The 23,980-nt window shown below is 72.2% G+C and carries 23 protein-coding genes and 5 pseudogenes; 19 read left to right on the top strand and 9 right to left on the bottom strand.

Annotated features, from left to right (window positions below):
• The first annotated feature begins 142 nt into the window (after positions 1 to 142).
• From rpe to ACWGJO_RS20325, 8 genes and pseudogenes are all read left to right on the top strand, one after another.
• Positions 143 to 826, top strand: coding sequence for a ribulose-phosphate 3-epimerase (gene rpe / locus ACWGJO_RS20360; protein WP_359897365.1), 684 nt, complete (start codon positions 143 to 145; stop codon positions 824 to 826).
• 182 nt (positions 827 to 1,008) lie between these two features.
• Positions 1,009 to 1,254, top strand: a pseudogene (locus ACWGJO_RS20355) (pirin-like C-terminal cupin domain-containing protein); the annotation flags it as partial.
• A gap of 224 nt (positions 1,255 to 1,478) precedes the next feature.
• Positions 1,479 to 1,898, top strand: a pseudogene (locus ACWGJO_RS20350) (HsdM family class I SAM-dependent methyltransferase); the annotation flags it as partial.
• 6 nt (positions 1,899 to 1,904) lie between these two features.
• Complete coding sequence (locus tag ACWGJO_RS20345; RefSeq protein WP_452185567.1) at positions 1,905 to 2,537, top strand: hypothetical protein; 633 nt, start codon at positions 1,905 to 1,907, stop codon at positions 2,535 to 2,537.
• A gap of 173 nt (positions 2,538 to 2,710) precedes the next feature.
• Positions 2,711 to 5,347 carry a hypothetical protein gene (locus ACWGJO_RS20340; protein ID WP_452185565.1) on the top strand — a complete coding sequence of 879 codons (2,637 nt, stop codon included), beginning with the start codon at positions 2,711 to 2,713 and terminating at the stop codon, positions 5,345 to 5,347.
• 52 nt (positions 5,348 to 5,399) lie between these two features.
• Positions 5,400 to 6,353, top strand: coding sequence for a Gfo/Idh/MocA family protein (locus ACWGJO_RS20335; protein ID WP_452185563.1), 954 nt, complete (start codon positions 5,400 to 5,402; stop codon positions 6,351 to 6,353).
• 104 nt (positions 6,354 to 6,457) lie between these two features.
• A pseudogene (locus tag ACWGJO_RS20330) lies at positions 6,458 to 6,619 on the top strand (pirin family protein); the annotation flags it as partial.
• Positions 6,620 to 6,976: 357 nt separating this feature from the next.
• Positions 6,977 to 7,579, top strand: coding sequence for a hypothetical protein (locus tag ACWGJO_RS20325; RefSeq protein ID WP_452185561.1), 603 nt, complete (start codon positions 6,977 to 6,979; stop codon positions 7,577 to 7,579).
• A gap of 35 nt (positions 7,580 to 7,614) precedes the next feature.
• Here the strand turns inward: ACWGJO_RS20325 and ACWGJO_RS20320 are convergent, their stop codons facing one another.
• The gene (locus ACWGJO_RS20320) at positions 7,615 to 8,274 is read right to left on the bottom strand and encodes an OsmC family protein (protein WP_452185559.1); all 660 of its coding nucleotides are present in this window, start codon (positions 8,272 to 8,274) and stop codon (positions 7,615 to 7,617) included.
• A 481-nt stretch (positions 8,275 to 8,755) separates the two neighbouring features.
• Between ACWGJO_RS20320 and ACWGJO_RS20315 the strand changes: the two genes are divergently transcribed.
• The 4 genes and pseudogenes from ACWGJO_RS20315 to ACWGJO_RS20300 all read left to right on the top strand — a co-directional run bounded on the left by ACWGJO_RS20315 (position 8,756) and on the right by ACWGJO_RS20300 (position 11,604).
• A complete protein-coding gene (locus ACWGJO_RS20315; protein WP_452185557.1) occupies positions 8,756 to 9,742 on the top strand; it encodes an Acg family FMN-binding oxidoreductase in 987 nt (328 codons plus the stop codon).
• A gap of 217 nt (positions 9,743 to 9,959) precedes the next feature.
• A pseudogene (locus ACWGJO_RS20310) lies at positions 9,960 to 10,331 on the top strand (LuxR C-terminal-related transcriptional regulator); the annotation flags it as partial.
• 225 nt (positions 10,332 to 10,556) lie between these two features.
• Positions 10,557 to 10,733 carry a hypothetical protein gene (locus ACWGJO_RS20305; RefSeq protein WP_452185555.1) on the top strand — a complete coding sequence of 59 codons (177 nt, stop codon included), beginning with the start codon at positions 10,557 to 10,559 and terminating at the stop codon, positions 10,731 to 10,733.
• Positions 10,734 to 10,755: 22 nt separating this feature from the next.
• Positions 10,756 to 11,604 carry a hypothetical protein gene (locus tag ACWGJO_RS20300; protein ID WP_452185553.1) on the top strand — a complete coding sequence of 283 codons (849 nt, stop codon included), beginning with the start codon at positions 10,756 to 10,758 and terminating at the stop codon, positions 11,602 to 11,604.
• 170 nt (positions 11,605 to 11,774) lie between these two features.
• Here the strand turns inward: ACWGJO_RS20300 and ACWGJO_RS20295 are convergent, their stop codons facing one another.
• Positions 11,775 to 13,490 (bottom strand): GAF domain-containing protein, encoded by a 1,716-nt coding sequence (locus tag ACWGJO_RS20295; protein ID WP_452185551.1) that lies wholly within the window; start codon positions 13,488 to 13,490, stop codon positions 11,775 to 11,777.
• A gap of 268 nt (positions 13,491 to 13,758) precedes the next feature.
• Here ACWGJO_RS20295 and ACWGJO_RS20290 point away from each other — a divergent pair.
• Positions 13,759 to 14,076, top strand: a pseudogene (locus ACWGJO_RS20290) (hypothetical protein); the annotation flags it as partial.
• 27 nt (positions 14,077 to 14,103) lie between these two features.
• On the top strand, positions 14,104 to 14,757 hold the full coding sequence (locus ACWGJO_RS20285; RefSeq protein WP_452185549.1) for a pyridoxamine 5'-phosphate oxidase family protein: 654 nt from the start codon (positions 14,104 to 14,106) through the stop codon (positions 14,755 to 14,757).
• 438 nt (positions 14,758 to 15,195) lie between these two features.
• Here ACWGJO_RS20285 and ACWGJO_RS20280 read toward each other — a convergent pair whose 3' ends face one another.
• Complete coding sequence (locus ACWGJO_RS20280; RefSeq protein ID WP_452185547.1) at positions 15,196 to 15,756, bottom strand: hydrogenase maturation protease; 561 nt, start codon at positions 15,754 to 15,756, stop codon at positions 15,196 to 15,198.
• A gap of 195 nt (positions 15,757 to 15,951) precedes the next feature.
• Here ACWGJO_RS20280 and ACWGJO_RS20275 point away from each other — a divergent pair, with 195 nt between their 5' ends.
• Genes ACWGJO_RS20275 through ACWGJO_RS20255 form a run of 5 tightly spaced genes read left to right on the top strand, consistent with a single transcriptional unit; the run spans position 15,952 to position 20,510 of the window.
• Complete coding sequence (locus ACWGJO_RS20275; RefSeq protein WP_452185619.1) at positions 15,952 to 17,085, top strand: 4Fe-4S dicluster domain-containing protein; 1,134 nt, start codon at positions 15,952 to 15,954, stop codon at positions 17,083 to 17,085.
• Complete coding sequence (locus ACWGJO_RS20270) at positions 17,082 to 17,543, top strand: Crp/Fnr family transcriptional regulator (protein ID WP_452185545.1); 462 nt, start codon at positions 17,082 to 17,084, stop codon at positions 17,541 to 17,543. The genes ACWGJO_RS20275 and ACWGJO_RS20270 overlap by 4 nt, the downstream gene beginning before the upstream one ends.
• The gene (locus ACWGJO_RS20265; protein ID WP_452185543.1) at positions 17,540 to 18,343 is read left to right on the top strand and encodes an FAD/NAD(P)-binding protein; all 804 of its coding nucleotides are present in this window, start codon (positions 17,540 to 17,542) and stop codon (positions 18,341 to 18,343) included. The genes ACWGJO_RS20270 and ACWGJO_RS20265 overlap by 4 nt, the downstream gene beginning before the upstream one ends.
• A gap of 2 nt (positions 18,344 to 18,345) precedes the next feature.
• Positions 18,346 to 19,134, top strand: coding sequence for an NADH-quinone oxidoreductase subunit B family protein (locus ACWGJO_RS20260; protein WP_452185541.1), 789 nt, complete (start codon positions 18,346 to 18,348; stop codon positions 19,132 to 19,134).
• Positions 19,131 to 20,510: a Ni/Fe hydrogenase subunit alpha gene (locus ACWGJO_RS20255; RefSeq protein ID WP_452185539.1), complete on the top strand. Its 1,380-nt coding sequence runs from the start codon at positions 19,131 to 19,133 to the stop codon at positions 20,508 to 20,510. The genes ACWGJO_RS20260 and ACWGJO_RS20255 overlap by 4 nt, the downstream gene beginning before the upstream one ends.
• A 21-nt stretch (positions 20,511 to 20,531) precedes the next feature.
• Here the strand turns inward: ACWGJO_RS20255 and ACWGJO_RS20250 are convergent, their stop codons facing one another.
• From ACWGJO_RS20250 to ACWGJO_RS20225, 6 genes are all read right to left on the bottom strand, one after another.
• A complete protein-coding gene (locus ACWGJO_RS20250) occupies positions 20,532 to 20,975 on the bottom strand; it encodes a universal stress protein (RefSeq protein ID WP_452185538.1) in 444 nt (147 codons plus the stop codon).
• Between the two features lie 621 nt (positions 20,976 to 21,596).
• Positions 21,597 to 21,959: an ArsR/SmtB family transcription factor gene (locus ACWGJO_RS20245; protein ID WP_452185537.1), complete on the bottom strand. Its 363-nt coding sequence runs from the start codon at positions 21,957 to 21,959 to the stop codon at positions 21,597 to 21,599.
• A 124-nt stretch (positions 21,960 to 22,083) separates the two neighbouring features.
• Positions 22,084 to 22,314: a hypothetical protein gene (locus tag ACWGJO_RS20240; protein ID WP_452185535.1), complete on the bottom strand. Its 231-nt coding sequence runs from the start codon at positions 22,312 to 22,314 to the stop codon at positions 22,084 to 22,086.
• A gap of 234 nt (positions 22,315 to 22,548) precedes the next feature.
• The gene (locus ACWGJO_RS20235; protein WP_452185533.1) at positions 22,549 to 23,304 is read right to left on the bottom strand and encodes an IclR family transcriptional regulator; all 756 of its coding nucleotides are present in this window, start codon (positions 23,302 to 23,304) and stop codon (positions 22,549 to 22,551) included.
• 49 nt (positions 23,305 to 23,353) lie between these two features.
• The gene (locus ACWGJO_RS20230) at positions 23,354 to 23,488 is read right to left on the bottom strand and encodes a DUF6126 family protein (RefSeq protein WP_452185531.1); all 135 of its coding nucleotides are present in this window, start codon (positions 23,486 to 23,488) and stop codon (positions 23,354 to 23,356) included.
• Positions 23,485 to 23,664: a hypothetical protein gene (locus tag ACWGJO_RS20225; protein WP_452185529.1), complete on the bottom strand. Its 180-nt coding sequence runs from the start codon at positions 23,662 to 23,664 to the stop codon at positions 23,485 to 23,487. Before ACWGJO_RS20225 ends, ACWGJO_RS20230 begins: the two co-directional genes overlap by 4 nt.
• Positions 23,665 to 23,980: the final 316 nt, after the last annotated feature.

Here is a 23,980-nt window from a genome sequence, read left to right as displayed (position 1 = left end):
TAATCCTGCCGGGGGTGTGATGACGGTCACGCCGAGGTGGCGCTGTGCGCCCGGCGGCGGTACGGCGCGGGATGATGGGATGAGGTGCCCGCTCCCGGGGGGCGCCCAGCCCCCGCAGGTCCTCGTACGAAGGTAGTCGGTCATGGCCCAGATCAACCCCAGCATCCTGTCCGCGGACTTCGCCCGGCTCGCCGACGAGGCCGAGGCCGTCCGGGGTTCCGACTGGCTGCACGTGGACGTCATGGACAACCACTTCGTGCCCAACCTGACCCTCGGCGTCCCGGTGGTCGAGTCGCTCGCCCGCGCCACCGACACCCCGCTCGACCTCCACCTGATGATCGAGGACCCGGACCGCTGGGCCCCGCAGTACGTCGAGGCCGGCGCCGGCTCGGTCACCTTCCACGTCGAGGCCGCCGCCGCGCCCGTCCGGCTCGCCCGCGAGATCCGCGCCAAGGGCGCCCGCGCGTCGATGGCGCTCAAGCCGGGCACCCCGATCGAGCCCTACGAGGACCTGCTGCCCGAGCTCGACATGGTGCTGATCATGACCGTCGAGCCCGGCTTCGGCGGCCAGGCCTTCCTGGACATCATGCTGCCGAAGATCCGCCGCACCCGGGAGCTGATCGCCAAGCACGACCTGGAGCTTTGGCTGCAGGTGGACGGCGGCGTCGCGGCGAACACGATCGAGCGCTGCGCGGAGGCGGGCGCGGACGTGTTCGTGGCCGGCTCGGCGGTGTACGGGGCCGAGGACCCGGCCGAGGCGGTCCGCAAGCTGCGGGACCTCGCCGACAAGGCGACGGCGGACGCCTGGTGGGCCTGCGGGCACTGAGGCCCGCCGGGCCTTCGCCGGGCCGCCGGGCCGTCGGCGGTGCCGGCACCGCCGGATGGCCCGGCGCGGGTGGAGGAACGCCGCACCGTGGCGGATGATCGGTGACGATGTCCTCCGAGGACCGTGCCCGGCCCCTCTCCGTACGGTGGTGGAACTGCGATGAGCAACCTCGACCTCAGGCCCGCCCCGGCCTCCCGCTGCGCGCCCACGGCGACGCCGCCGTCCTGCTCCTCGGCGGCGAGCCCTTCGACGAGCGGATCGTCATGTGGTGGAACTTCATCGGCCGATCCGGTGAGGAGATCGTGCAGGCGCGGAACGACTGGGAGAAGGGTTCGCGGTTCGGTGAAGTGCGCGGCTACGACGGTGGCCGGCTGCCCGCTCCGGAGCTGCCCGACATCCCGCTGAAGTCGCGCGGACGGGTGCGCTGACCTGGGGAGACGTGTGGCTGGATGGGCTGCTCTCCTGCTGGCGGCTGCCGTGCCGGGACAGCCGATCCGCTGCCTGTTCGGTGCCCGTGACCCGGGGGCTTGTTGTGCTCGGGGAGGGCTCGCCGAGTCTCACGTTCGGGCGTGTGTGGCAGGGTTCAATCGGATCGATGCTGACCTCTTGCTGACCCTACTAATGGCTTGCCAGGTGGTAGCTCCGGCTACTTCTGCCCGTTGTAGGTAGGTGTGGTCGTGCCCGCCTCGCCGGCCACGGCGAAGTCCGGATCGCCCACGGCGACTCCCTGCGATGCGACCGCTGTCCGGGGCTCGCGGCGAACCTCGTGCTGTGCGACCCGCCCGTCGCGGCCGGCGACTGGGGGCGGGGCGAACTCCTCCTCGACCACCGGTGGGAATTCGGGACGCCGTCCCGAGCCGAGGGCGAACTGGCCTGGCTCCAACACGCCTACGCGCACACCGCCCCGGGCGGCCAGGTCCTCATGGTGATGCCTGCCTCCGTCGCCTACCGCAAAGCCGGGCGTCGGATCCGTGCCGAGCTGGTCCGCCGCGGCATCGTCCGCCAGGTCGTGGCCCTTCCTGGCGGGATGGCTTCCGGCCATGTCCTCCCTGTTCACCTGTGGAACCTTCGGCGACCGGTGGACGGCGAACCGCGCCCCGAGAGCGTCCGCTTGATCGACCTGACCGGGAACACCCCCAACGGTCCGCTCCGGCCGACCGACGCACAGACCGTGGATGTTCCGCTGGTGGACCTCCTGGACGTCGTCGTCGACCTCACCCCTGCCGTCCACCTGCCCACCGTCCGGCGGGATCTCGCCCACGAGTACGAGCAGGCGCGATCCGAGCTCGCCGACGCCCTCGCCGGGCTGCACGGCCGGTTGCCCGAGTTGCGGCGCGGCGACGGCGCCGATTTGTGGGACGGTGCCACCGTCACCGTTTCCGACCTTGTCCGTGCCGGACTCGTCGAACTGCACGACGGCGAGCCCCGGGTGGTGGGCAGCCAGGTCGACCCCGAGTACCTCGACGGATTCCTCCACGCGAGTCCCAACGTCCGCCGCTCCACCTCCCAGAGCGGTTCGTACCGTCTGGATGTCAAGGGCGCCCGTATTCCCCAGCGCGAACTCTCGGTCCAGCGCCGCTACGGCATCGCGTTCCGGGTGCTGCGCGACATGGAGCGCGAGGCCACCGGGCTGGCGCAAGCCGCGCAGCGCCTCGCCGACATCGCTCGGAAAGGGCTGGGCACCGGAGACCTGGAGCCTGACGGAACGTAAGCGAAGCTCCGACCCCGACTCGTGGGTCTTCCCGTGTACGCGACGACGTGCTCCTGCCGGTCAGGGCAGCGCCTTGTGGTGTCGCACGGAAAGCTGACAGGATGTCAGATCGAATGCTCCTCACGCGTTGCGAACCGGACACCCGCCCTGGGTGGCGCTGAGAAGGAGGCGGGATGGCACGGGTGAACCTGCGGGCCGCGTTCATGAGCGGGCTGTCGTCCACCGTTGCGGCGCAGCAGATCTTCACCAACCGGGTCGACGAGGTGGCGGCCTTCAACCGGTCGGTGGAGTGCCTGCGCCGGACGCTGGACGAGGCCGAGGTCTCGCCGGTCGTGGACCGGGCGCAGGGGCGCCGCAACGTCCTGACGCTGTACGGGGTCGGCGGCATAGGCAAGACGACACTCTCCCATGAGCTGGAGCGCCGGCTGCTCGCCGACGCGGCGGCCGAGGGGCGCGAGGACGTCGTGGCCGTGCGGGTCGACCTGTCCGAGGACGGTGCGTGCGACGTCGAGGGCCTGCTGCTGCGCCTGCGGGCCGGGTTGGGGCAGTTGGGCAGCCGGTGGCAGTCGTTTGACCTGGCGCTCGCCTCGTACTGGGCCCGCGCGCACCCCGGGGAGGCCCTGCAGGACTTCCTCGACACCTCGCCGGCCTTGCGCCGGGCCTCCCGGAGCGTCGGGCTCGGCGACCAGATCGCGGAGACGGTGCGGGACGTCGACCCCGCCGGGCTCGGCGGGCTGACCGGGCTGGCGCATCGCGCCGCCCTGGCCACCTACCGCGCTGTCCGGGACCGGGTGCGCGAGGGGCGGCTGCTGGCCGACTGCGAGCTTTTCGCCGAACTGGTCGAGGCGGACGCGGACTACGAGACGCTCTCCTACTTCCCGTACCTGCTGGCCTGGGACCTGGACCGCCTGCCACACCGGAGCCGGTGGGCCCGGCGGCCCACGGTGTGCGTGTTCATGGACACCTTCGAGGTAGTCAACGGGCGCGCCGACCGCACAGTGGAGCGGCTGCTCCAGCGCTGCGTCTACCTGATGCCCAACGTGCTGTTCGTGATCACCGGCCGCAACAGGGTCGACTGGGCCGACACGGGCGTGGGCGGCGAGCTGGACTTCACCGGCCCGCAGTGCTGGCCCAACCTGCACTTCAGCAACGACACCGTGGAGCCTCGCCAGCATCTCGTCGGCTACCTCTCGGACTCCGACGCCGACAGTTACCTCCGCGAGGCACTCGTCCGGGACGGCGAACCCGCCGTGCCTGCCGAGGTCCGTCGGCGGATCATCGCGGGCGGCCAGGGGCTGCCCCTGTACCTGGACCTGTCGGTGTCGCACTTCGTCGCACTCCTCGCCCGCGGCGGGCAGCCGTCGCCGGCGGACTTCGGCGGCTCGTTCACGGCGGTGGCCACCCGGTCGATCCGTGACCTGCCCCAGGAGGAACGAGACCTGGTCCGGACCGCGGCGCTCACTGACCGGGTTGGTGCCGAGTTGCTGCGGGCGGGACAGCCCGGCGTCTCCGACGGAAGCGTGGCCCGGTTCCTGCGCCGGCCGTTCCTGACCCATGACGACGCTTACACGCTGCCGTACGCCCTGCACGCGGCGCTCCGCCATGCCATCGGCGAGGCTGACCGAACGCTCCCGGACGGCTGGTCCGACCGCGACCGTAGCGAGGTCGCGGCCCGGCTGCTCACCTGGCTGGGGAAGCGTCTCGGGCCGGGCGCCGGGCGGGTCGCTGTTGCCCAGACCCTGGAATCCGGTCTCAAGCTCGCGGCGACGTACGGGGTGTTCGAGGACTGGATGGCCCGTGCCACGCAGCGCCTGGTCGAGGCGGGGCAGTGGTCGGAGCTGGGCGCCGGATTCAGCTCCGAGCGGGCCGGGACACCGGAGTATCAGGCCGTGCTCGCAGCCATACGGGGCGTCCGGCTGCGCCGAACGGGCCATGCCGCGCAGGCGGTGGAGCTGCTCGGTGGTGCAGGGGAGGGCGTACCGCAGGGCAGCCCGACGGCGCAGCTGCTGCGGGTCCACCTTGCCCACGCGCTGCGCAACCACGGGGACTACGCCGAGGCGGCGGAGATCTACCGCGCCCTGGTGGGTGGTGAGTTCGACGCAGTGGCCCGGTACTGGCTCTGCGACTTCGACTACCTCAACGGGCGGTTCGGCACGGCGCTGGCCTCGCTGCGGGAGCAGCGCAGCCGCGGGCCGGAGGACGAGGGCGAACGGCTCCGGTTGATCGGGCACATCTGGCGGGTCAACGCCCGCTTCGACGAGGCGAGCGCCGCGTACGACGAGGCGATCGGCCTGGCCCGGCGCGAGGGCCTGGCCGCCGCGGAGGCGAAGGCGCTGGCCAATTTGGCACAGACCGTGTGCTGGTCCGGCGACACGGCGGCGGTCTTGGAAGCCGCGGCCCGTGCGCGGGACCTGCTCGACCTGGTGCCCAACCCGGTCGAACTGGTCAAGGTCCGCTCCGCCGAGGCGGTCGCCCACACTGTGGCGGGCGATGCCGGGGCTGCCGTGGAGGCGATCGAGGGCACCCGGCAGCTCGCGGACGGCATCGGCTACCGAGGCGGTCACAACCTGGCAGACGTGGCCCAGGTCCTGCTCGGGGTCCTCGACGGTGACCACGAGGGCGCTTGCCGCACCCGGGCCGAGCTCGACGCGCGGACCCGCAGGTCAGGCGGCAACACCTACTGGGTCCCGATCGTGACCAGTTGGATCGACGGTGTACCGACGGCAGCGGGGCGTGATCCGAGGGTCGAGTGGGTCGACGGCCCGGCCGTGTCGTTGGGCCGGTGGGCCGAGGTGGCCGCGCGACGATGAGGTGCCGGAGCCCTGAGGTGGGGGGCCGGATCGGATGAGGGGAAGGGAGCCCATGACCAACCCGATGCGCGTCGGCCTGGTAGGGCTCGGCATTATCGCCGAGACCCACCTGGCCGTCCTCGCCGAGCGGCCGGAGGTGCAGCTGGAATTCACCGTCGATCCCCGCTCCGTGGCGCCTGTCGGGTTCCGGGGCTCGACGCCGCCTCACTACGGTGACCTCGCCGTGGCACTCGACCAGCACCGACCGGACCTGGTGGTCCTCGCCACCCCGACGGAGACGCACGCCGAGCTGACGGAGCTGAGCCTGCTGCGCTCCACGGCCCGCGTGTTGGTGGAGAAGCCGCTCGTGCATGATCGCGCCGCCCTCGCAGCGTTGCGCGACCTGGACGGCAAGGCCGACGTGTGCGGCCGCGTGTTCACCGCTCACCACTTCGCCTTCTCACCCGAGGTCGACTGGGCGGCGGAGCTGCTTGCCGCGCGCCCCGACTGGGGGCCGGTCACGACCATCACCTCTGCCTTCTACGACCCCTACGTCCTGCGAGGAGCAGAGGCCTTCGCCTCGTACGTCTCCAGCTGGACGGACTCCGGGGTGAACCAGCTCAGCATGCTCACCCGCTTCGTGGAACTCACCGGACTCACCTCCGCCCAGCAAATGGACGGAGGCGCGAGTGCGTGGTGCACGGTGGGATTCCGATCCCAGGGAGAGGTTGGCTCGGCCCGCTTGCGCAGCAGCTGGCTGACTGGCTCCAGCAGCAAGGAGAGCAGCCTGGTGCTAGGTCGTTCCGGTGTCGAGGTCTGGATCGACCACACCGCCATGACCGGATTCGCCGCCCGGGAAGGCGAGTTGCTGGCTTCCTTCGGTAACGATGGCCGGACCGCACGGAAGGTCGCCCACTATCGCCCGCTCTACGCCAACCTGCTCTCCGACCGGCCCGACCCGGTACTCGGCTTCGACGCCGCAGCGACGATCACCGCGATCCATCACACGGTCCCGCGAGAGCGATAGCCGCCGATCGCGGTCGATTCCCGTCCCCGTCCGATGCTGGCGATTTGCTGACCGCGGATGGTCCTCCAGGCTTCTGAACCGGGAAGAACCGCCGCATGCGTGGCATGTGGTGGAACTTCACCGGCCGATCCGGTGAGGAGACCGTACAGGCACGAAACGACTGGGAGAAGGGCTCGCGATTCGGTGAGGTGCACGGCTACGGCGGCGCCCGACTGCCGGCTCCGGAGCGGCCCGGCATTCCGCTGAAGTCGCGCGGACGGGTGCGCTTACCTGCGGAAACGTGCGGCTGGGCTGGCCGTGCTCCCACTGGCGGCCGCCAAGCCGGGGCGGCCGATCCGCTGCCTGACCTGTGCCCGGGGCGGAGGGTCTGCTGGGCGTGGGAGGCAACCGGTCGAGTCCCGTGTTCGGGCATGTGTGCCAGGGTTCAATCGGATCGAGGCCGACCTTTTGCCGACCTTCCTGATCATGTGTCAGGTGGCGGTTCTGGCTGCTGCCGTTGCAGGTAGGTGCGGATCGTCTCGGCGAGGGCGGGCGCCTGCTCTTGGCTTGACTCTGTCGGTGATCCCGTCAGGCGGCGGAGGCGGTCCGCTGTCGCATCGACTTCACCCGCGTTCTGGCCGCGGGTGCGCGACCTGACCCGGCTGGAACTGGTCACCGAAGCGGTCGGTGCCGCGCTGGAGGAAGTCGCCCGCACGGCAGGGCATCTGCTGGTCGGCCTGGTCGACGAGGACTGGGGCCGTCGCTACGGCCGTCCGGTGCGTCCGGGCAAGAACCCCACCCGGCCCAAGACCAGGATCCTTGCCGCAGGCGACGACGCCCATCGGCTGCTGGGACACCTCCACCGGCACGGTCCGGGCTACCGGCCCGGACCGCAGGCCGAGGCCCTGCGGCAGGTCATTGTCCAGAACTACTACCACGACGCGGCAGGCCGCCTGTGCTGGCGCACCCCTGATGACGGCGGGCTGCCACCCTCCTCAGCCGCGATCGTCTCTCCCTACGACACCACGGCACGCTACGTCCGTCATGGCCACATCATCCGCTGGAAGGGCTTCGCCGCCCACCTCACGGAGATGTGTGCCGCCGACAGCGTCAACGTGATCACGGACGTGGCCACCACCTCCGCCGCCACCAACGACGGCCAGGTCCTGTCCGGCATCCACACCCGCCTGGCACATCGCGGACTGCTGCCCGCCGAGCACCTGGTCGACGGCGGCTGCACCGGCTAGGAGCAGGCGGGACATGGCTGATCAGCCGGACTCTGTCATCCTGCGCTTCCCCCGGTGCTGTTGAGGGAGACGGTCACCTCGGGCGGGTGGTTGAGCGTGTTCTTCACTGTGCAGTGACCGACGACGGCCAGCAGTCCGGCCGCCCGCTCGGGCGGCAGGCTGGGGGCGGTGACCTCGATGGACACCGAGGCGATCCGGGCCGGACGGTCCTGGGCCATGGTGTAGTCGGCGGTGACCCGCAGGCCGTCCCTGCTCAGGTTGTGCCGATCGAGGTAGCTTCCGGCGTAGTGGGCAGTGCAGGAGGCCAAGGCGGCGGCGCACAGTTCGACGGGCGTCGGCGCGGAGTCGCCGCCGCCGGCGTCGATCGGCTGGTCGACGCTCAGGGCGTGGGAGCGTATGCCGATGGCATACGTGTCCCGCTCGACCGGGTCCACCACGATTCGCCCGGCGGGAGGGATACCGGGCCGCTCGACCGCGGCGGCCTGGCGGAGCAGCATCCCGGCCAGCTGTCGGGCCTCGGTCGGGGTGAGCAAGGCCCAGACATCGTCCGTGTCATACGGTTCGCAAGCGGTGTCGAGGACGACGCGGCCGGTGTCCGGCAGGACCTCCGGGAAGTAGCGGGATACGGCGATGGTCCGCCCGGTGGCGGTGTGCATCAGCTGCTGGGTGGCGGTGTGGGAGTCGTGGGTCGGCACGGCCGTGCCTCCGGTGCTCAGGGCCCGGCACGGCGAACCGGGCCTCTGCTGTCCAGCAGACCGCTGCCGGGGGCGAAGGGGAAGGGCCGTTGGACCCGCCGGCGGGCCCCATCGGCGGTCCCGGAGGGAGCACGTCGCAGCATGCCCGACGAGGCCGGATGGTGCTGCTGGAGACGGCGGATCCACCTCGGCGACCTCGTCCGCGTGTACTGCGAATCGTCCTACGGCACGATCGGGAACGACGTGGTCGCGGATGTTCCGGTGGACCGCGGCTGGAGTTCGCCGGTGACCACCGCAACCATCTTCGCGACGGTCACATCGAGCTGGTGGCCCCGGCCGCTCGGTGACGGGCACGCTCTCGGCAGTTGGTGTCGATCGGCCGGCGGGCCCCGGGGCCGTTGGACCCTCGCCCGACACGGCTGGTCCGGCGGATGCTGGAACCACCGGCGCTCGCTCCCCGCCGGCAGGGAGTGAAACCACCATGACCACCGAAACCGTCCTCACAGCCCCCGACCTGCACCTGCTGGCCGAAGCCGGCGGCGCGGCGCCCTCGCTGCACAACAGCCAGCCCTGGCGCTTCCGCCCCACCCCAGACCTGCTCGCCCTGGAGGTCCACGCGGACCTCGACCGGGCCGTCCCGGCCGCCGACCCCGACGGCCGGGCGATGCACATCTCGATCGGCGCCGCCGTGTTCAACCTGCGGGTGGCCGCCGCCCACCTCGGCCGGGAGGCCGCCGTCCGACTGCTGCCGGCCGGCGCCGGCGCGCAGCCGCGAGCCGTCCTCGACCTCTCCGCCCCGGCCCGTTCACCGCAGCCCTTCGGCGCCGACCTCTACCCCGCCATCGCTGGACGCCACTCCAGCCGACAGCCGTTCACCAACCGGGACGTCCCCGAGGCGCTGGTCGCCGACCTCATCACGGCCGCCCGGGACGAAGGCGTCACGCTCACCATGCTGGAGGAACACGGCGTTCGCCGCGTCCTCGCCCTCACCTTCGAGGCCGAGGCCCGGATCGCCGCGGACGTGACCCGCGAGGCCGAGACCCGACGCTGGCTGCGCCTGGAACCCTCCTACGACGGCATCCCGCTCGCGGCCCTCGGCTCGCACGACCGCGACGCCCGCGTCCCGATGCGCGGCTTCGCCGGCCACCCGCCGCGCCACACCACCGCGGCCGAACGCTTCGAGGCGCTGCCGCAACTGGCGACCCTCAGCACCCACCTCGACACCCCGGCCGACTGGCTGCGCACCGGGCAGGCGATGGAGCGCGTGTGGCTGCTCGCCACCGTCCACGGCTTGCGCGCCTCCGTCCTGCACCAGGCCGTCGAGATCCCGGACACCCGCTGGCGCCTGCGCGACCCCGCTGAAGGGCCCGGGCACGTCCAGCTCGTGCTGCGCCTCGGCTACGGCCCGCCCGGGGCGGCCAGTCCGCGCCGCGCGATGGAGGACGTCCTCGACCTGGCTGAGGGGTAGCGGGAATCGTCTGTCGTCCCGGCTCATCTCCTGAGCGCAGGAGATGAGCCGGACATCTTCCTCTGCCCCGAGACCCGACCGGCTTCGGGGTGGACGGGGTTCCGGGGTCAGCCGGGGCCGCTTGCCAGCGTCCGCGGCATGCAGTCCAGGGCCAGTTGCATCGCCTGCCATGGCCGACCGCTGTGGAATGGGCGGCCTGCCCGGAACTGGACAGGGAGGTGCGGCCGGCCACGTCCTCAAGCAGGTCAAGAGAGCAGACCTGGTCAGCGCGGTGCGCACGGTCGCCTCCGGTCAGTCCATGCTCGACCCGGCCACCACCCACAAACTGATGGAGAGCCTGCGCCACCACGAGGAGAGTGCGACCGATGTCGCGCTCGCCCAACTCACGCCCCGGGAACGGGAGATGCTCGCCCTGGTGGGGGAGGGAAAGACGAACCGCCAGATCGGTCAGGAGCTCTACCTCGCCGAGGAGACGGTGAAGAACCACGTCTCGCGCCTGCTCGCCAAGCTCGGCGTCGAGCGCCGCCTCCAGGCCGCTGTCCTCGCAGCCCACGCCGAGCCCGAACAGCACCACCAGCGCCCGCACTGAGCCACAGTGCCCGGGTGGACCCCCGGAGCGAGCCGAACGGCCGAAGCGCCGCGCCGGCCCCGGCCGCAAGGTGGAGGTGATCGACCGCCCACCACGGCTGAGGAGACGGCGATGATGTACTGGAACGATCATGGCATGAACGGCTAAGGAATCGGCCTGATGACCGTGAGCATGCTGCTCCTCCTCGCGCTCGTGGCCTAAGGGGTGATAGCCCTGGTCCGGTACGTGGGGCGGACCGCCCCGCACGGCCCGGCGGCATCGACGCCCACCGCGCCACCGCCACAGCGGCCCGCGCCGGAACAGCTGCTCGCCGAACGCCTCGCCCGTGGCGAGATCGACCCCGACGGGTACCGCAGCCGCCTGGAAACCCTGCGCGGCGGCGACCCGCCCGGATCAGGCTGACACCGCACCCCTGGAGGCGGTCATGCCCACCCTCGCCCTCGACGCCGCCGCACTGGAGAAGCTCGTCTCCGCGGCGGTTGCCGCACCCTCGATCCACAACAGCCAGCCCTGGCGCTTCCGGTTCGAGCCCGACACCTCGACCCTGGAGGTCCGGGCCGACCGGAGCCGGGCCGTCCCGGCGGCCGACCCGCAGGGCCGGGCGCTGTACATCTCCGTCGGCGCGGCCGTCCTCAACCTGCGGGTCGCCGCCCGTCATCTCGGCTGGGCGCCCGACGTGCGCCTGCTGCCCGATCCGGCCGAGCCGGACCTGCTCGCCGCCGTCCGGCTCGACATCGCGGCCACGGCCGCGCGGGCTGAGGATGCGGCGCTTCATCTGCCCGACCACGCGGAGACCTCCCGACTGCTGCACCTCACCGCCGAGGCCGAACGGCGCAACACCACCGCCCCGGCCCAGCGGGCCGAGAGCCGCAGCTGGATCCGCACGAGCGAGGTGCCGCCCTACGGCATCCCGGCCGCCGCGCTCGGCCCCCAGCCCCGGGGCGGCCACCTGCCGATGCGCGACTTCTCCGCCAGCCACGCCGCCGAGCACCGGGGCGTCCGCCTCCTTCGAAGCCGAGCCCCGCATCGCCGTCCTCACCACCGAGCACGACACGCCGACGGACTGGCTGCGCGCCGGCCTCGCCCTGGAACACGTCCTGCTCGCCGCCACCGTCCACGGCGTCCGCGCCTCGCTGCTGCACCAGGCCATGGAGTGGCCCTGCCTGCGCTGGGAGACCCGCGACCCGCACCACCGCCCCGGCCACGTCCAGATGCTGATCCGCCTCGGCTACGGGCCCGAAGGCGCCCCCACGCCCCGCCTGGCCGCCGATGACGTGCTGGACCCGTTGTGACGGCGAGCCAGGTGCGGGCCCTCGCGCATGGTGTGCCCGGTCCTCGGGCGAGAGGTTGCTGACGATCGCGTGCCCCCGCCGGCTCCCGTAGTCGTGGCCGGACACACCCGCACACCCCGCCGGTGTCCCGTGTGGCAGCTCGGGACGGAACCTAATCACCGGGCAGCGGTACCCGCCAGACCAGTTCGGTGCCGCCCTCGGCGCGGGTGCGGACGGTGAAGGTGCCACCGAGGGCGTCGGCGCGGTCGGCCAGGTTGGCGAGCCCGCTGCGCCGCCCGCCGTCGGACAGGCCGATCCCGTTGTCGGTCACGGTGAGGGTGAGGTCAGTACCGGCGGCGACCGATGCCTCGACGGCGTCGGACTTCGCATGGCGGGCCACGTTGGACAGGGCTTCCTCCAGGACCGCAACGGCGGCGTCCGCGATCTCGGCGGGCACGGTGGCGTCGAGCAGGCCGGTCATCCGCAGGGCCGGGGTGAAGCCGAGGGCGCGCGTAGCGTGTTCGACGATATCGACGAGCCGCGTGCGAAGGCCGACTGAAGCTGGGCCGGACTCGCGCAGGCGCAGGCCGAAGATGGTGGCGCGGATCGTCTTCGCCGTCTCGTCCAGGTCGTCGATGGCCCGCAGGACGCGGTTGGTGGCCTCCGGATGGTCGATGAAGCGGGTGGCACCCTGGAGCGTCATCCCGGTGGCGAAGAGCCGTTGGATCGCCAGGTCGTGGAGGTCGCGGGCGATCCGGTCGCGTTCCCGCAGCAGCGCGACCTGCTCGGAGTCCCGGCGGCGCTCGGCGAGTTCCATCGCCACCGCCGCCTGGCCGGCGAAACCCAGCAGCGGCACGGACTCGCTCTCCTCGAACAGCGGGGCGCCGGCTGCCCGGGCCAGCATCAGCACACCGCGTACGCCCTGTTCGGCGGTGCCGATGGGGACGGCGACGGCCGGGCCGAGTCCCTCCCAGCGTGGCGGACAGGTGGTGATCCTACGGTCCTTCTGGACGTCCGGGCTCACCACGATCCCGTCGGTGCGGACGGCCGCGCCCATGAACGAGCCCTCGACCGGCAGCACCAGACCCCGGTGGTCCTCCTCACCCATGCCGACGGCGATCCGGACCTCCAGTCCGCCGGTGTCCGGCAGCGGTACGGCGACGACGGCGAGGTCCGCCTCGGCGAGTTCTGTGGCGCGGGCGATCAGCAGGTCCAGCACCTCCTGCTCCGCGCTGCCCCTGAGCAGGCTGTTGGTGACCTCGGCGCTCGCCTCCAGCCAGCGCTGCCGCTGCCGGGCCCGGGCGTACAGCCGGGCGTTGTCGATCGCGACCCCGGCCGCGACGGCGAGGGTGGCGAGCACCGACTCGTCGTCGGCGTCGAACGCGCCGCCGCCGCGCTTCTCGGTCAGGTAGAGGTTGCCGAACACCTTGCCCCGGATCCGGATCGGCACTCCCAGGAAGGTGCTCATCGGCGGGTGGTTGGCGGGAAAGCCGTAGGACGCCGGGTGGTCGGAGATCCGCGCCAGCCGCAACGGTTCGGGGTGGCGGATCAGCTCGCCCAGCACACCGTGCCCGGACGGCAGCGCGCCGATCAGCTTGACCTGCTCGTCCGTGACGCCGACCGGGATGAACTGCGACAGCCGCTGGTCCTCGCCGATCACACCGAGCGCGCCGTACTCGGCGTCCACCAGGGTGACCGCCGCCTCCACGATGTGCCGCAGGGCCTCGGACAGCTCCAGGTCGCGGCCGACCGCCAGCACCGCCTCCAGCAGGCTGTGCACCCGGTCACGGGTACCCCGGGCCGTGTCCAGCCGGGCCTGGAGCTCGTCCAGAAGCTCGTCCAGGCGCAGCTTCGCCACGGGGGCGGAACTCTCCGACGCGCTGCCCAAGGCATCCTCCACGGCTCACCCGACGCCACTGACCAGCGTAGGCGCGCCCGGCCTGCTGCGCCGGACACGAAGGGCCCATCGGCCCAGCGCCAGGACCCCACCGGGCCCCTGGCGGCGGTCACGGATGCGCGGAAACCTGGAAGGGCGAGTGGAACCGGCCCGGATCCGCCGCCCGAGAGGAGTGATCAGGGCATGAAGGCACTCACCTGCCACGCAACCAGCTGTCGTACCTGGGGCGACGTCCCCGAGGTGGACGGGGTGCTGCACCCCCTTCGCCGACACCTCGCTGTACCCGCTGCCCGACGGCGTCACCGATGAGGACGCCCTGCTGCTCGCCGACATCCTGCCCACTTCCTACGAGGCCGGCGTCCGCAACGGCCGGGTCGGCCCGGGCGTCATCATCACGACCGGCCTCGTCGATACGTACAGCACCCCCATGCTGCTCGACATGCCGGCCGTCGGCCGACTGGACGTCGCCGGGCTGGTCACCCACCGCTTCGGCCTCGACGAGGTGCCGGACGCGTACGACGTCTTCGCCGACGCTGCCGACACCGGGGCCCTGAAGGTCGCGCTCTTCCGGACGTGACCCCTGCCGCACGGAGGAGCTGACACCATGACCGACCGGCCCGACCCCGCTGACCTCGCCCGCCGGATCATCCAGCGCCGCGACCAACTCGGCCTGAACGAAGAGAGGTTGGCCTACCAGGCCGCCATGGCGCCGACCTACCTGCGGCACCTGCTGGAGGCCGGGCCGGAGTTCGACCCGCCCGGGTTCGTCCGGATCGCCGCCGTGCTCGGGATGGCCTGGCCGGAGCTCATGGAGGGCCACCGCCCCGACGCCCCGCCCGGACAGACCGAGCCCGCTTCGCGCCCCCTGTTGGTGCATCTCACCGAGCCCCAGTGCTGGGAGCTGATCGGCACCCACGGCATAGGCCGGATTGTCCTGCCCGTCCAGCCGGGACCGGCCGTCTTTCCGGTCAACTACGCGGTGGACGCCGCGACGATCGTCTACCGCACGGCCCCCGCAAGCGCCGCCGCCCCGCCCGACGGCTCCCCAGTCTCCTTCCAGGTGGACCACATCGACGACCGCCGGAGTCGGGGTTGGAGCGTCCTCGTCGTCGGCCACGCCCAGCACGTCGACGATCCCGAGGAGCAATTGCGGCTGTCGGCCCTGCCAGGCGCAACGCCGTGGGCCGGCGGCTCCCGGCCGCTGTGGGTGCGCATCGGGGCGGACCAGATCACCGGCCGCCGAATCGGCACCGGGTGAACGTTTCTCCAGGACACGGGGCCGCGTGGCTCGCCGCGCCGGCCGACGACCAGTCGCTGCTCCGGTGACCTGGCGATCGGGTCGGCCTCGATCGCCCGCGGCGGTGATAACGGCATCGGTGGTGAAGCCGAGCAGCAGGCCCAGCAGGATCATCCTGGTGGTGAGTTCCTTCATCGCGGCGCGTCGGGCTACCGCGAGCAACTCGATGACCACGTAGAGGACGGGGTCGGCGGCCAGCCCCAGGAAGGCGATGCCGACGGCCAGAGCGTTCAGTGCGGCTCGCGGCCGTGGAGCGGGGTTGCGCACGCGCCCGATCGGTAGGCCGAGGTAGACGGTGAGGCCGGCGAGGGCACCGAGCAGGGCGATCTGCGGACCTGGCATGGGAGGCTCCGGGGAGCGCGGTTCCGGGCGGGGCATGCCCTATGAGGTACGCCTGACCTAACTATCTGACCCTGGTGGTCTCCCGGAGCGTCCGGACGCCAGGGGCGGACGCCGCCGGTCCGGGGCGGGCGAGCCTCCGAGCAGCGCGATGTCCTCCGCGATCCGCCCGGCGAGGGGTTCCACGACGGCTGCGACGGGTGCCGACAGGCCGGTGCCCAGACTCGCGTCGGCGCCCTCCACGGCGTACACGACGAGACGTCCGGGGAGCCTGTCGAGCGCTCGGGCGAGCTCGACGGCCTCGCCGAGGCCGAGCCCGTGGGAGCTCGTCGCGCCGCCCGCCGGCGTCAGCCGTTCACTCTCCAGTGCCAGGCGGTGGACCCGGCCCGGGCGTCCGGGGTGGGCATGGGCGGCATCCACCACGATGGCGAGTTCGGCGCCATCCCACAGCGTGATGAGCCGGGCGGGGTCGCCGTCGCATACCCGCAGCACGGTCCCGCCCGGCAGGGGTTGCCGCTCGGCCCGCTCTGCCAGCCGCGCCACGACGGCCCAGCCCACACCGTCATCGTGCCGGTACTCGTTCCCGACACCGATGACGGCGATCCTCGTGGCGGCGTTCATGCGGTTCGCCTTCCCGTTCGTCGTGGCCGCCAGTCGCACCGAGGCCGTCCCGGGACCGTACGGGGAGTGGACGCCGCCACCTGGACCACGCCGAGACGCCTGGTCACGGGTCCGCGCAGATACTGGCCGGGACAGCTCCTGGCCGGGCTGCGTGATCGGTGCGCGGAGGTCGACGTGGCGGACGGCGCGGTGGTGATCGAGAAGGACGGGCTGAGCGTGCTCATCGCCGTCCTCGCCGGGCGGGGTCGTACGGTCGTCGGGCCGACGGTCCGCGACGGGGCGATCGTCCTGGCCGAACTCTTCGGCGGCGAGGACCTGCCCTACGGCTGGGGAGTCGAACTGGAGGCCGGGACGTACCGGCTACGGGCCCGCGAGGACGGCGCCGGGTTCGCCCACAGCGCGGGCCCGCAGTCATGGAAGACGTTCCTGCACCCGCCACGAGAGCGGCAGTGGACGGCCGACCGGGGCGCCGACGGGGAACTGGTGGTGACGGAGGACCGGACGCCGCCGCCCTCCTATGCGTTCCTCGGCGTCCGCCCCTGCGACCTGCGGGCCATTGCGATCCAGGACCGGGTGCTGACCGGTGGGACGCACGCCGACCCGGCGTACCGGGGGCGCCGCGAACGGGCGTTCCTGGTGGCGGTGGAGTGCACCGAACCCGGCGCGACCTGCTTCTGCGTGTCCATGGGCACCGGGCCGGCCGTCGGACCCGGCTATGACCTGGCGCTCACCGAGGTGCTCGACGCCGACGGCCACCGCTTCCTGCTGCGGGCCGGGAGCGAGGAGGGGGAGTCGGTCCTGGCCGAACTGCCGAGCCGCACCGCCGATGCCGCGACCCGGTCGGCCGCCCGCGATCGGGTCGCCGGGGCGGCCGACCGGATGGGCCGCAGCATGCCGCCGGTGGACCTGCGGGCGCTGATGCGCGAGACCCTCACGGCCGAGCGCTGGGACGACGTCGCGGCCCGCTGCCTGACCTGCGGCAACTGCACGATGGTCTGCCCGACCTGCTTCTGCACCACGGCCGAGGACGTCACCGACCTGACCGGCGACCACGCCGAGCGGTGGCGGCGCTGGGAGTCCTGCTTCGACCTGGACTTCTCCCACCTCCAGGCGGGCCCGGTCCGGGAGACCCCGCGCAGCCGCTACCGGCAGTGGGCCACCCACAAACTCGGCACCTGGTACGACCAGTTCGGCAGCTCGGGCTGCGTCGGCTGCGGGCGTTGCATCGTGTGGTGCCCGGTCGGCATCGACATCACGGAGGAGGCCCACGCGCTGCACCGCGAGCGGGAGGGCGCGGCTCGGCCGACGGAGGAGGAGGGTCCGTCGTGACCGTCGCCCGCCACGGATTCCTCGGTGCTCTGCCGCCCGGTCACCGCGACCGTCTGCTGGGCTTCTCCTGTGAGGTCGCCTTCCCCGGCGGCACCCGGATCTTCGAGGAGGACGGCGTCGCCGACCGGTTCTGGATCATCAGTTCCGGGAGCGTCGCGCTCGACGTCCACGTCCCGGGCCGGCGCGAAGCCGTCGTGGAGACCCTCGGCGAGGGCGATCTACTCGGCTGGTCCTGGCTGTTCGAACCGTACCGCTGGCACCTCGGCGCGCAGACCCGCGGCACCGTGCTGGCGTCCGAGTTCGACGCCGAGCGCATCCGCGCCGCGTGCGAGGAGGACCCCGCGTTCGGCCTGGCGGTGACGAACGGCGTCGCCCAGGTGATCGCCCGGCGACTGAAGGCCACCCGTACCCGCCTGCTGGACCTCTACGGGCTCCCCGGTGACGGTGGGGCGCGATGACGGCTCCCGTCCCTTACCGGGTGGTCGGCCGCGAGGCCGACACACCCGACACCGCCACGGTCGTCCTGGAGCCGCCCGGCCCGTCCCTCCCACCGTTCGCCCCGGGGCAGTTCGCCATGGTGTACGCCTTCGGTGTCGGGGACATCCCGCTGTCGGTCAGCGGTTTCGACGGGCACCGGCTGACCCACACCGTCCGTGCGGTCGGCGCGATCTCCGGCGCGTTGCACGGGCTGCGGCCCGGCGCGACGGTCGGGGTACGCGGCCCGTTCGGCACCGGCTGGGAGCTGCCCACCGCCGCAGGGCTCGACCTGGTGGTGGTGGCCGGAGGCATCGGTCTGGCGCCGCTGCGCCCGCTGGTGCGCGCAGCGCTTGCCACACCCGAGCAGTACGGGCGGTTGAACGTCCTGATCGGAGCGCGGACGCCCGGTGACCTGCTCTACGCCGAGGAGGTGCGCGGCTGGCGGACGGCCGCGTGGACGATGACCACCGTCGACCGCCCCGACACACAGTGGCGGGGCGAGGTCGGTGTCGTCACGACCCTGCTCGACCGGGCGGCCTTCGACCCGCCGGCGGCAACGGCGTTCATCTGCGGGCCCGAGCCGATGATCCGGGCCACCGCCCGCGACCTGGTGCAGCGAGGCGTCGCCCCCGACCGGATCAGGGTCTCCCTGGAACGCACCATGCACTGCGGGACGGGCCACTGCGGGCACTGCCAGCTCGGCCCCCTCCTGCTCTGCCGTGACGGCCCGGTCGTCACCTGGACCCGCGCCCAACCCCTCCTCACAGTCAGGGAATTGTGACGATGCCGAGCACCGCCGACCGGCGCCCGACGCTCGCCGTGTGGAAGTTCGCCTCCTGCGACGGCTGCCAACTCACCCTGCTGGACTGCGAGGACGAACTCCTCGCCATCGCCGAGCAGGTCGAGATCTCGCACTTCCCTGAGGCCTCCAGCGCGAGCACTCCGGGCCCGTACGACCTGTCGCTCGTCGAGGGCTCGGTCACCACCCCGCAGGACGCTGAGCGGATCCAGCACATCCGCGCGGTCTCGCGCCGTCTGGTGACCATCGGCGCCTGCGCCACCGCCGGCGGCGTCCAGGCCCTGCGCAACTACGCCGACGTCGCCGAGTTCCAGGCCGTCGTCTACGCCCGACCCGACTACATCGACACGCTCGCCACCTCCACACCGATCAGCGCCCACGTCCCCGTCGATTTCGAACTGCGTGGCTGCCCCATCGACCGGCACCAGCTCATCGAGGTCATCACCGCCCACCTGGCCGGCCGCAAACCGGACGTCCCCGCGCACAGCGTCTGCTTCGAGTGCAAGCAGCGCGGCACGGTCTGCGTGACGGTGGCCCACGGCACCCCCTGCCTCGGCCCGGTCACCCACGCCGGCTGCGGGGCGCTCTGCCCCGCGTACGACCGGGGCTGCTACGGCTGCTTCGGCCCCTCGAACTCCACGAACCTCCCCTCCTTCATCCCCCTCCTGCGCCGCGACGGCATGGACACCCTCGACGTGGTGCGGGTGCTACGCACCTTCAACACCGCCGCTCCAGAGTTCGAGGCGGCCTCCCGGAAGGAGCTGGACCGGTGACCCACCGCAGCTCCAGGGTGCTCCACGTCGGATCGCTCGCCCGTGTCGAGGGCGAGACCGCACTGCACCTGGGCCTGGACGGCGGCGAAGTCACCGAGGCCCGGCTGGCGATCTACGAACCCCCGCGGTTCTTCGAGGCGCTCCTGCGCGGACGCTCCTACACGGAACCGCCCGACATCACCTCGCGGGTCTGCGGGATCTGCCCGGTCGCCTACCAGATGAGCGCCTGCCGGGCCGTCGAGGACGCCTGCGGCGTCATCGTGGACGGGCAACTCGCCGCGCTGCGCCGACTGCTCTACTGCGGCGAGTGGATCGAGAGCCAGACGCTGCACATCCACCTCCTGCACGCACCCGACTTCCTCGGCTGCGACAGCGCCGTCGACCTGGCCCGCACCCACCGCACCGACGTCGAACGCGGTCTGCGACTCAAACAGGCCGGAAACGCGATCATGGAACTACTCGGCGGCCGGGCGATCCACCCCGTCAACGTCCGCGTCGGCGGCTTCCACCGCACCCCGACCACCGCCGAACTACGGCCCCTGGCCGAGCGGTTGCGCCGCGCCCGGGACGACGCACAGCAGACGGTCCGCTGGGTGGCCGGCTTCGAGTTCCCCGACGCCGGCTGTGACCACGACCTGCTCGCCCTGGCCGAGCCCGGCAGCTACGCCATCGAGTCGGGCACCCCGACCGTGATGCCCGCTCCGCAGACCGCCGGGCTGCCCGACGGGTCCGACCGCACACTGCCCACCCGTGCCTTCGACGTCCACGCGTTCGGAGACCACGTCGTCGAGAACCAGGTGCCGCACTCCACCGCCCTCCACTCCTTGCTGGAGGGCCGCCGCCACCTCACCGGCTCGCTCGCCCGCTACGCGATCAGCGGCCGCTGGCTGTCCCCGATCGCCCTCCAGGCCGCCCAGGACGCCGGACTCGGCGACCCGCGCCAGGGCGCCGTCTGCCGCAACCCCTTCCGGAGCATCGTCGTCCGGGCGGTCGAGGTGCTCTACGCCGTCGACGAGGCGCTGCGCATCATCAAGGCCTATGAACCCCCACGGCGGCCCCACATCGGGGTGTCACCGCGAGCTGCCACCGGTCACGGAGCCACCGAGGCACCGCGAGGGCTGCTCTACCACCGCTACGCCATCGACGGCGACGGAACTGTCACCGATGCCGTCCTCGTCCCGCCGACCGCGCAGAACCAGGGCGCGATCGAGGCGGACCTGCGCCGCATCGTGCAGGAACGCCTGGGAGCCGGCGATGCCACCGACGCAGAGCTGACCGCCCTGTGCGAGCGGGCGATCCGCAACCACGACCCGTGCATCTCGTGCTCGGCCCACTTCCTCGACCTCACCGTCGAGCGCACCTCGGCCGGTACCTGAGCCGGCCCGAGCAGGGAGTGCTCAGGCGGCGCCGCGAACGACGACCACGGGGCAGGGGGAGTGTTCCACGCAGTGCCGGCTCACGGAGCCGGGCATCGTGCCCTTGAAGCTGCCGAGACCCCTGCTGCCGACGACCAGGAGCCGAGCCCCACGAGCTGCCTGCATCGGCACCTCGGCCGGGTGGCCGTATTCGACGCGCTGCCGGATCGGTACCGGGGATTCCGTGGAGTCCTCCTCGCGCTCCACGGTGTTCGAGAGGGCGATGCGGGCCGCCTCCTCGACCTCGGAGCCCGGGATCGGCAGACCCCAACCGCTCCACGGCAGGTAGTCCCAGGCGGTCACGGCTTCAACCGCGGAGCCGTCCATCCGGGCGAATTCCACTGCCCAGTGCAGTGCCGTGGTTGAGGAGGGCGAGCCGTCGACGCCGACGACGATGGTGCGGGCACCTTCGCGTGCGGACTCCATGATGAACCTCCTGGAGTCGCTGTGCGGTGGGCGGGATCACGGCCCGGAATTCCGGGCGGACGACGAGCGGGCCGCGCGTCCGGTCCCTCGCGCCCCGGCCGGGTCGGCGGTTCCGCGGGCTGGTGCGGCAGAGGTCGGCCATGGCTGTTTCAACTGTCTGCCCTGTCACGACGTGACGCTCTCCCACAGCCGATTCCGTCTGCTTGTGCACACCGGCGTTCGCGGAACGTGACCGTCTTGCGGGCTTTCGGAGATCAGCGACCACCGGGCTTCGCGTAACAGCGTGCCGGGTGGCTGCTCCAGCCCTTCGGGGGAACGGGAGGGCGGGTCGGGGTTCAGTGCCGCAGCGCTGTGATCGCCGCTTCGGAGGCCGCGACGACGATGCTGTGGGAGCCGGCGATGCGTGAGACGAAGGCTTCGCGCGGCCCCAGGCGCCAGGCGTCGCTGCCGTAGAAGGCGTCCTCCCGTTCGCGGTGGTGGGCGAGGGAGGCGAATGCCCGGATCAGGTAGGCCTCTTCGTGGCCGTCCTCGTCGACCAGGGACGGGCCGCAGACGGTAGGTGCGTATCTCGATGATCATGCCCGGCAGGCTATCGGCACCCAGAGCCGGGCCCGGCCGGCCTCAGGTGACCGTTCGCAGGTCGTCCAGTAGTTCGGCCTGTCCGGTGATGACGCCGCTGAGGATGACCCGGGCGACCGTGAGCAGCTCGGCGACCTCGGGGGTGGTGAGGCGGTAGTAGACGGTGGAGCCCTCGCGGCGGGAGGAGACGAGCCGGGCGCGGCGCAGCACGGCGAGCTGTTGGGACAGGTGGGCGGCTTCCACGCCGACGTCGGGGAGCATCTCGGCGACGGCGTGCTCGCGCTGACTCAGCAGCTCCAGGACCCGGATCCGTACCGGGTGGCCGAGCGTCTTGAAGAACTCGGCCTTCAGCTGGTACAGCGGCGCGCTGACCACCGGAGGCGGGGTGGGAGCTTCGGCGTTCACGCGTCACCGTCTCCATCAGCGCTCGAAAGCGGGCCTCTACCTGGTCCGACTCTAGCAATTGTGCAGTTCAGGTGATCGTCAAGGGCAACCACCCCGAGTCTTCGCCGGCTGGGCGGCCGATCGCTCATGGCCAGAACTCACCGGGCACCCCCAGGGCCGACAGTGCGGTCGGCAGGTCGGAGCAGACGCGCACGAGACCGAGGGCGCCGCTGGTCGAGGGGAGGGGTGCCGCCCGGCCGCGCAGGCCGCACACCATCAGCGGGCATCGGTGCGCGCCGAGCCGTCCGGCCGCGTCGACGATTGCCGCCTCGCCCTCCTGGCTCCAGCCGAGCAGGCCGGACGGGTCGATCACCACCCGGCCGGCGCCAGGCGCGGAGCGGACGACACCACGGCGTTTCGGCCCGGTGGGATGCGCACTCCGGCTCCCTTCTCCATTCTCGTAGTTGCGAAGTTTAGCAAATGATAAAGTCATAGTGTCGGAGGCTTCCGGAAGCGCCTCCTTCGGTGGGCCGCCCTGGAACCGACGCCGGGGCGGCCCCACCCCCGCGACGAAGGCTGCTCGGCGGCGCCGCAGCAGCTCCCGCGGGTTTCAGCGCAAACCGGTGCCCAGGTCCCGGGAGATGGCCCGCGCGCTGTCCCGGACGGCGCTCACCAGGCCGGGTCGAACGGTCTCGCCGTCGCAGATGCGTTCCGCCGGGCCGCTGACGCCCACTGCCCCGACCACGTTTCCCGGACGGTCGCGGACCGGCGCGGCCACCGAGGCGGTGCCCGTCCAGGGCTCCTCCACCGAGGCGGCCCAACCGCGCTCGCGGATCAGTGCGGCCTCGGCGGCGGTGTCCGTGGGGATGCGCGGGGTGGGCGCCTCGCAGGTCCGGCCGAGCGGATTCCGGCGCAGTGACGGGTCGTGGGCCAACAGGATCTTGCCGAGGGCGGTGGCGTGCAGCGGCTGCATGGTGCCCACGTCCAGGGTCTGGCGGCTGTCGTCGGGGCGGAAGACGTGGTGGACGATCAGCACCCCGTGCTGGTGCCGGACGCCGAGGTGGACGGCCTCTCCCGACACACGGGCGAGGTCGTCCGTCCACAGTCGGGCGCGGGCGCGCAGCTCGTGCACGTCCAGGTAGCTCTGTCCGAGGCGCAGGAGTTCGGCGCCGAGCTGGTACTTGCCGCTGTCGGGGTCCTGTTCGACGAGTCCCTCCTCGCGCAGCGTGCGCAGGATTCCGTGCGCGGTCGCTTTGGCCAGTCCTGTGGAGGTGGCGACGTCGGCGAGGCCGAGTCGGCGTTCGCTGGCGGCGAGCAGGCGCAGGATGGCGGTCGCTCGGGTCAGCGACTGGATGGGGCGGGACACTGGGCGTGTGCTCGGTGTTCGTCCGGCGGCGGGTTCAGTGGCGGCGGGTTCAGTGACGGTTGCCGAGGGCGAAGAGCAGGATGACGAAGCCGGCGAACAGGTGGGTGCCGAGGATGTAGATCCCGGCCCGGATGAGCATGGCCTTGCGCCGGCTCTTCTCCTCGGAGGTGGCATCGCTGTTCACGGCCGGTGCTCCTGGGGTCGGGTGGTGGGCCGGTCGTGGCGGGGCCGGGGGCGGATGTGCAGGCGCTGGCCGGTGAGGGTGGCTTCGGCGAGGCGTTCGCGCAGGGTGGTCAGGTCGACGACGTCGGGGGCCGTCGGGGCGCCGTGGTCGTCATAGGGGGTGATCTCGAAGCGCAAGGATGTCCTTCCGGGGCCGGGTCGGGGTGCGGGCTTGGCGGGCAGGGGCAGTTGAACGCGGACGGTCTTGCCGGCGCTCAGGGTGGAGGGGCGATGGCGGGGCGACCGCCGAAGTCGTGGCCGAGTTTCGCGATCACCTGCAGGCCGCCGTCGGCCGGCGGTGGGCTCCGTTTCCTGCCGTGGTGTTGGCTTCGTTGCGTGGAGGTCGTGCTTCATGCGGCGGCGTCGGCCAGGACGCCGGTGGTGTGCAGTTCGGCGCGGGCGTAGGCGATGGCTTCGGGGGTGTGGCCGAAGACCCGCCCCGCGGTGTTCAGGC

The sequence above is a fragment of the Kitasatospora sp. NPDC054795 genome, from assembly GCF_053611565.1.
Note: the sequence above shows the minus strand (reverse complement) of the source record. Positions and strands in the feature narration are given on the sequence as shown.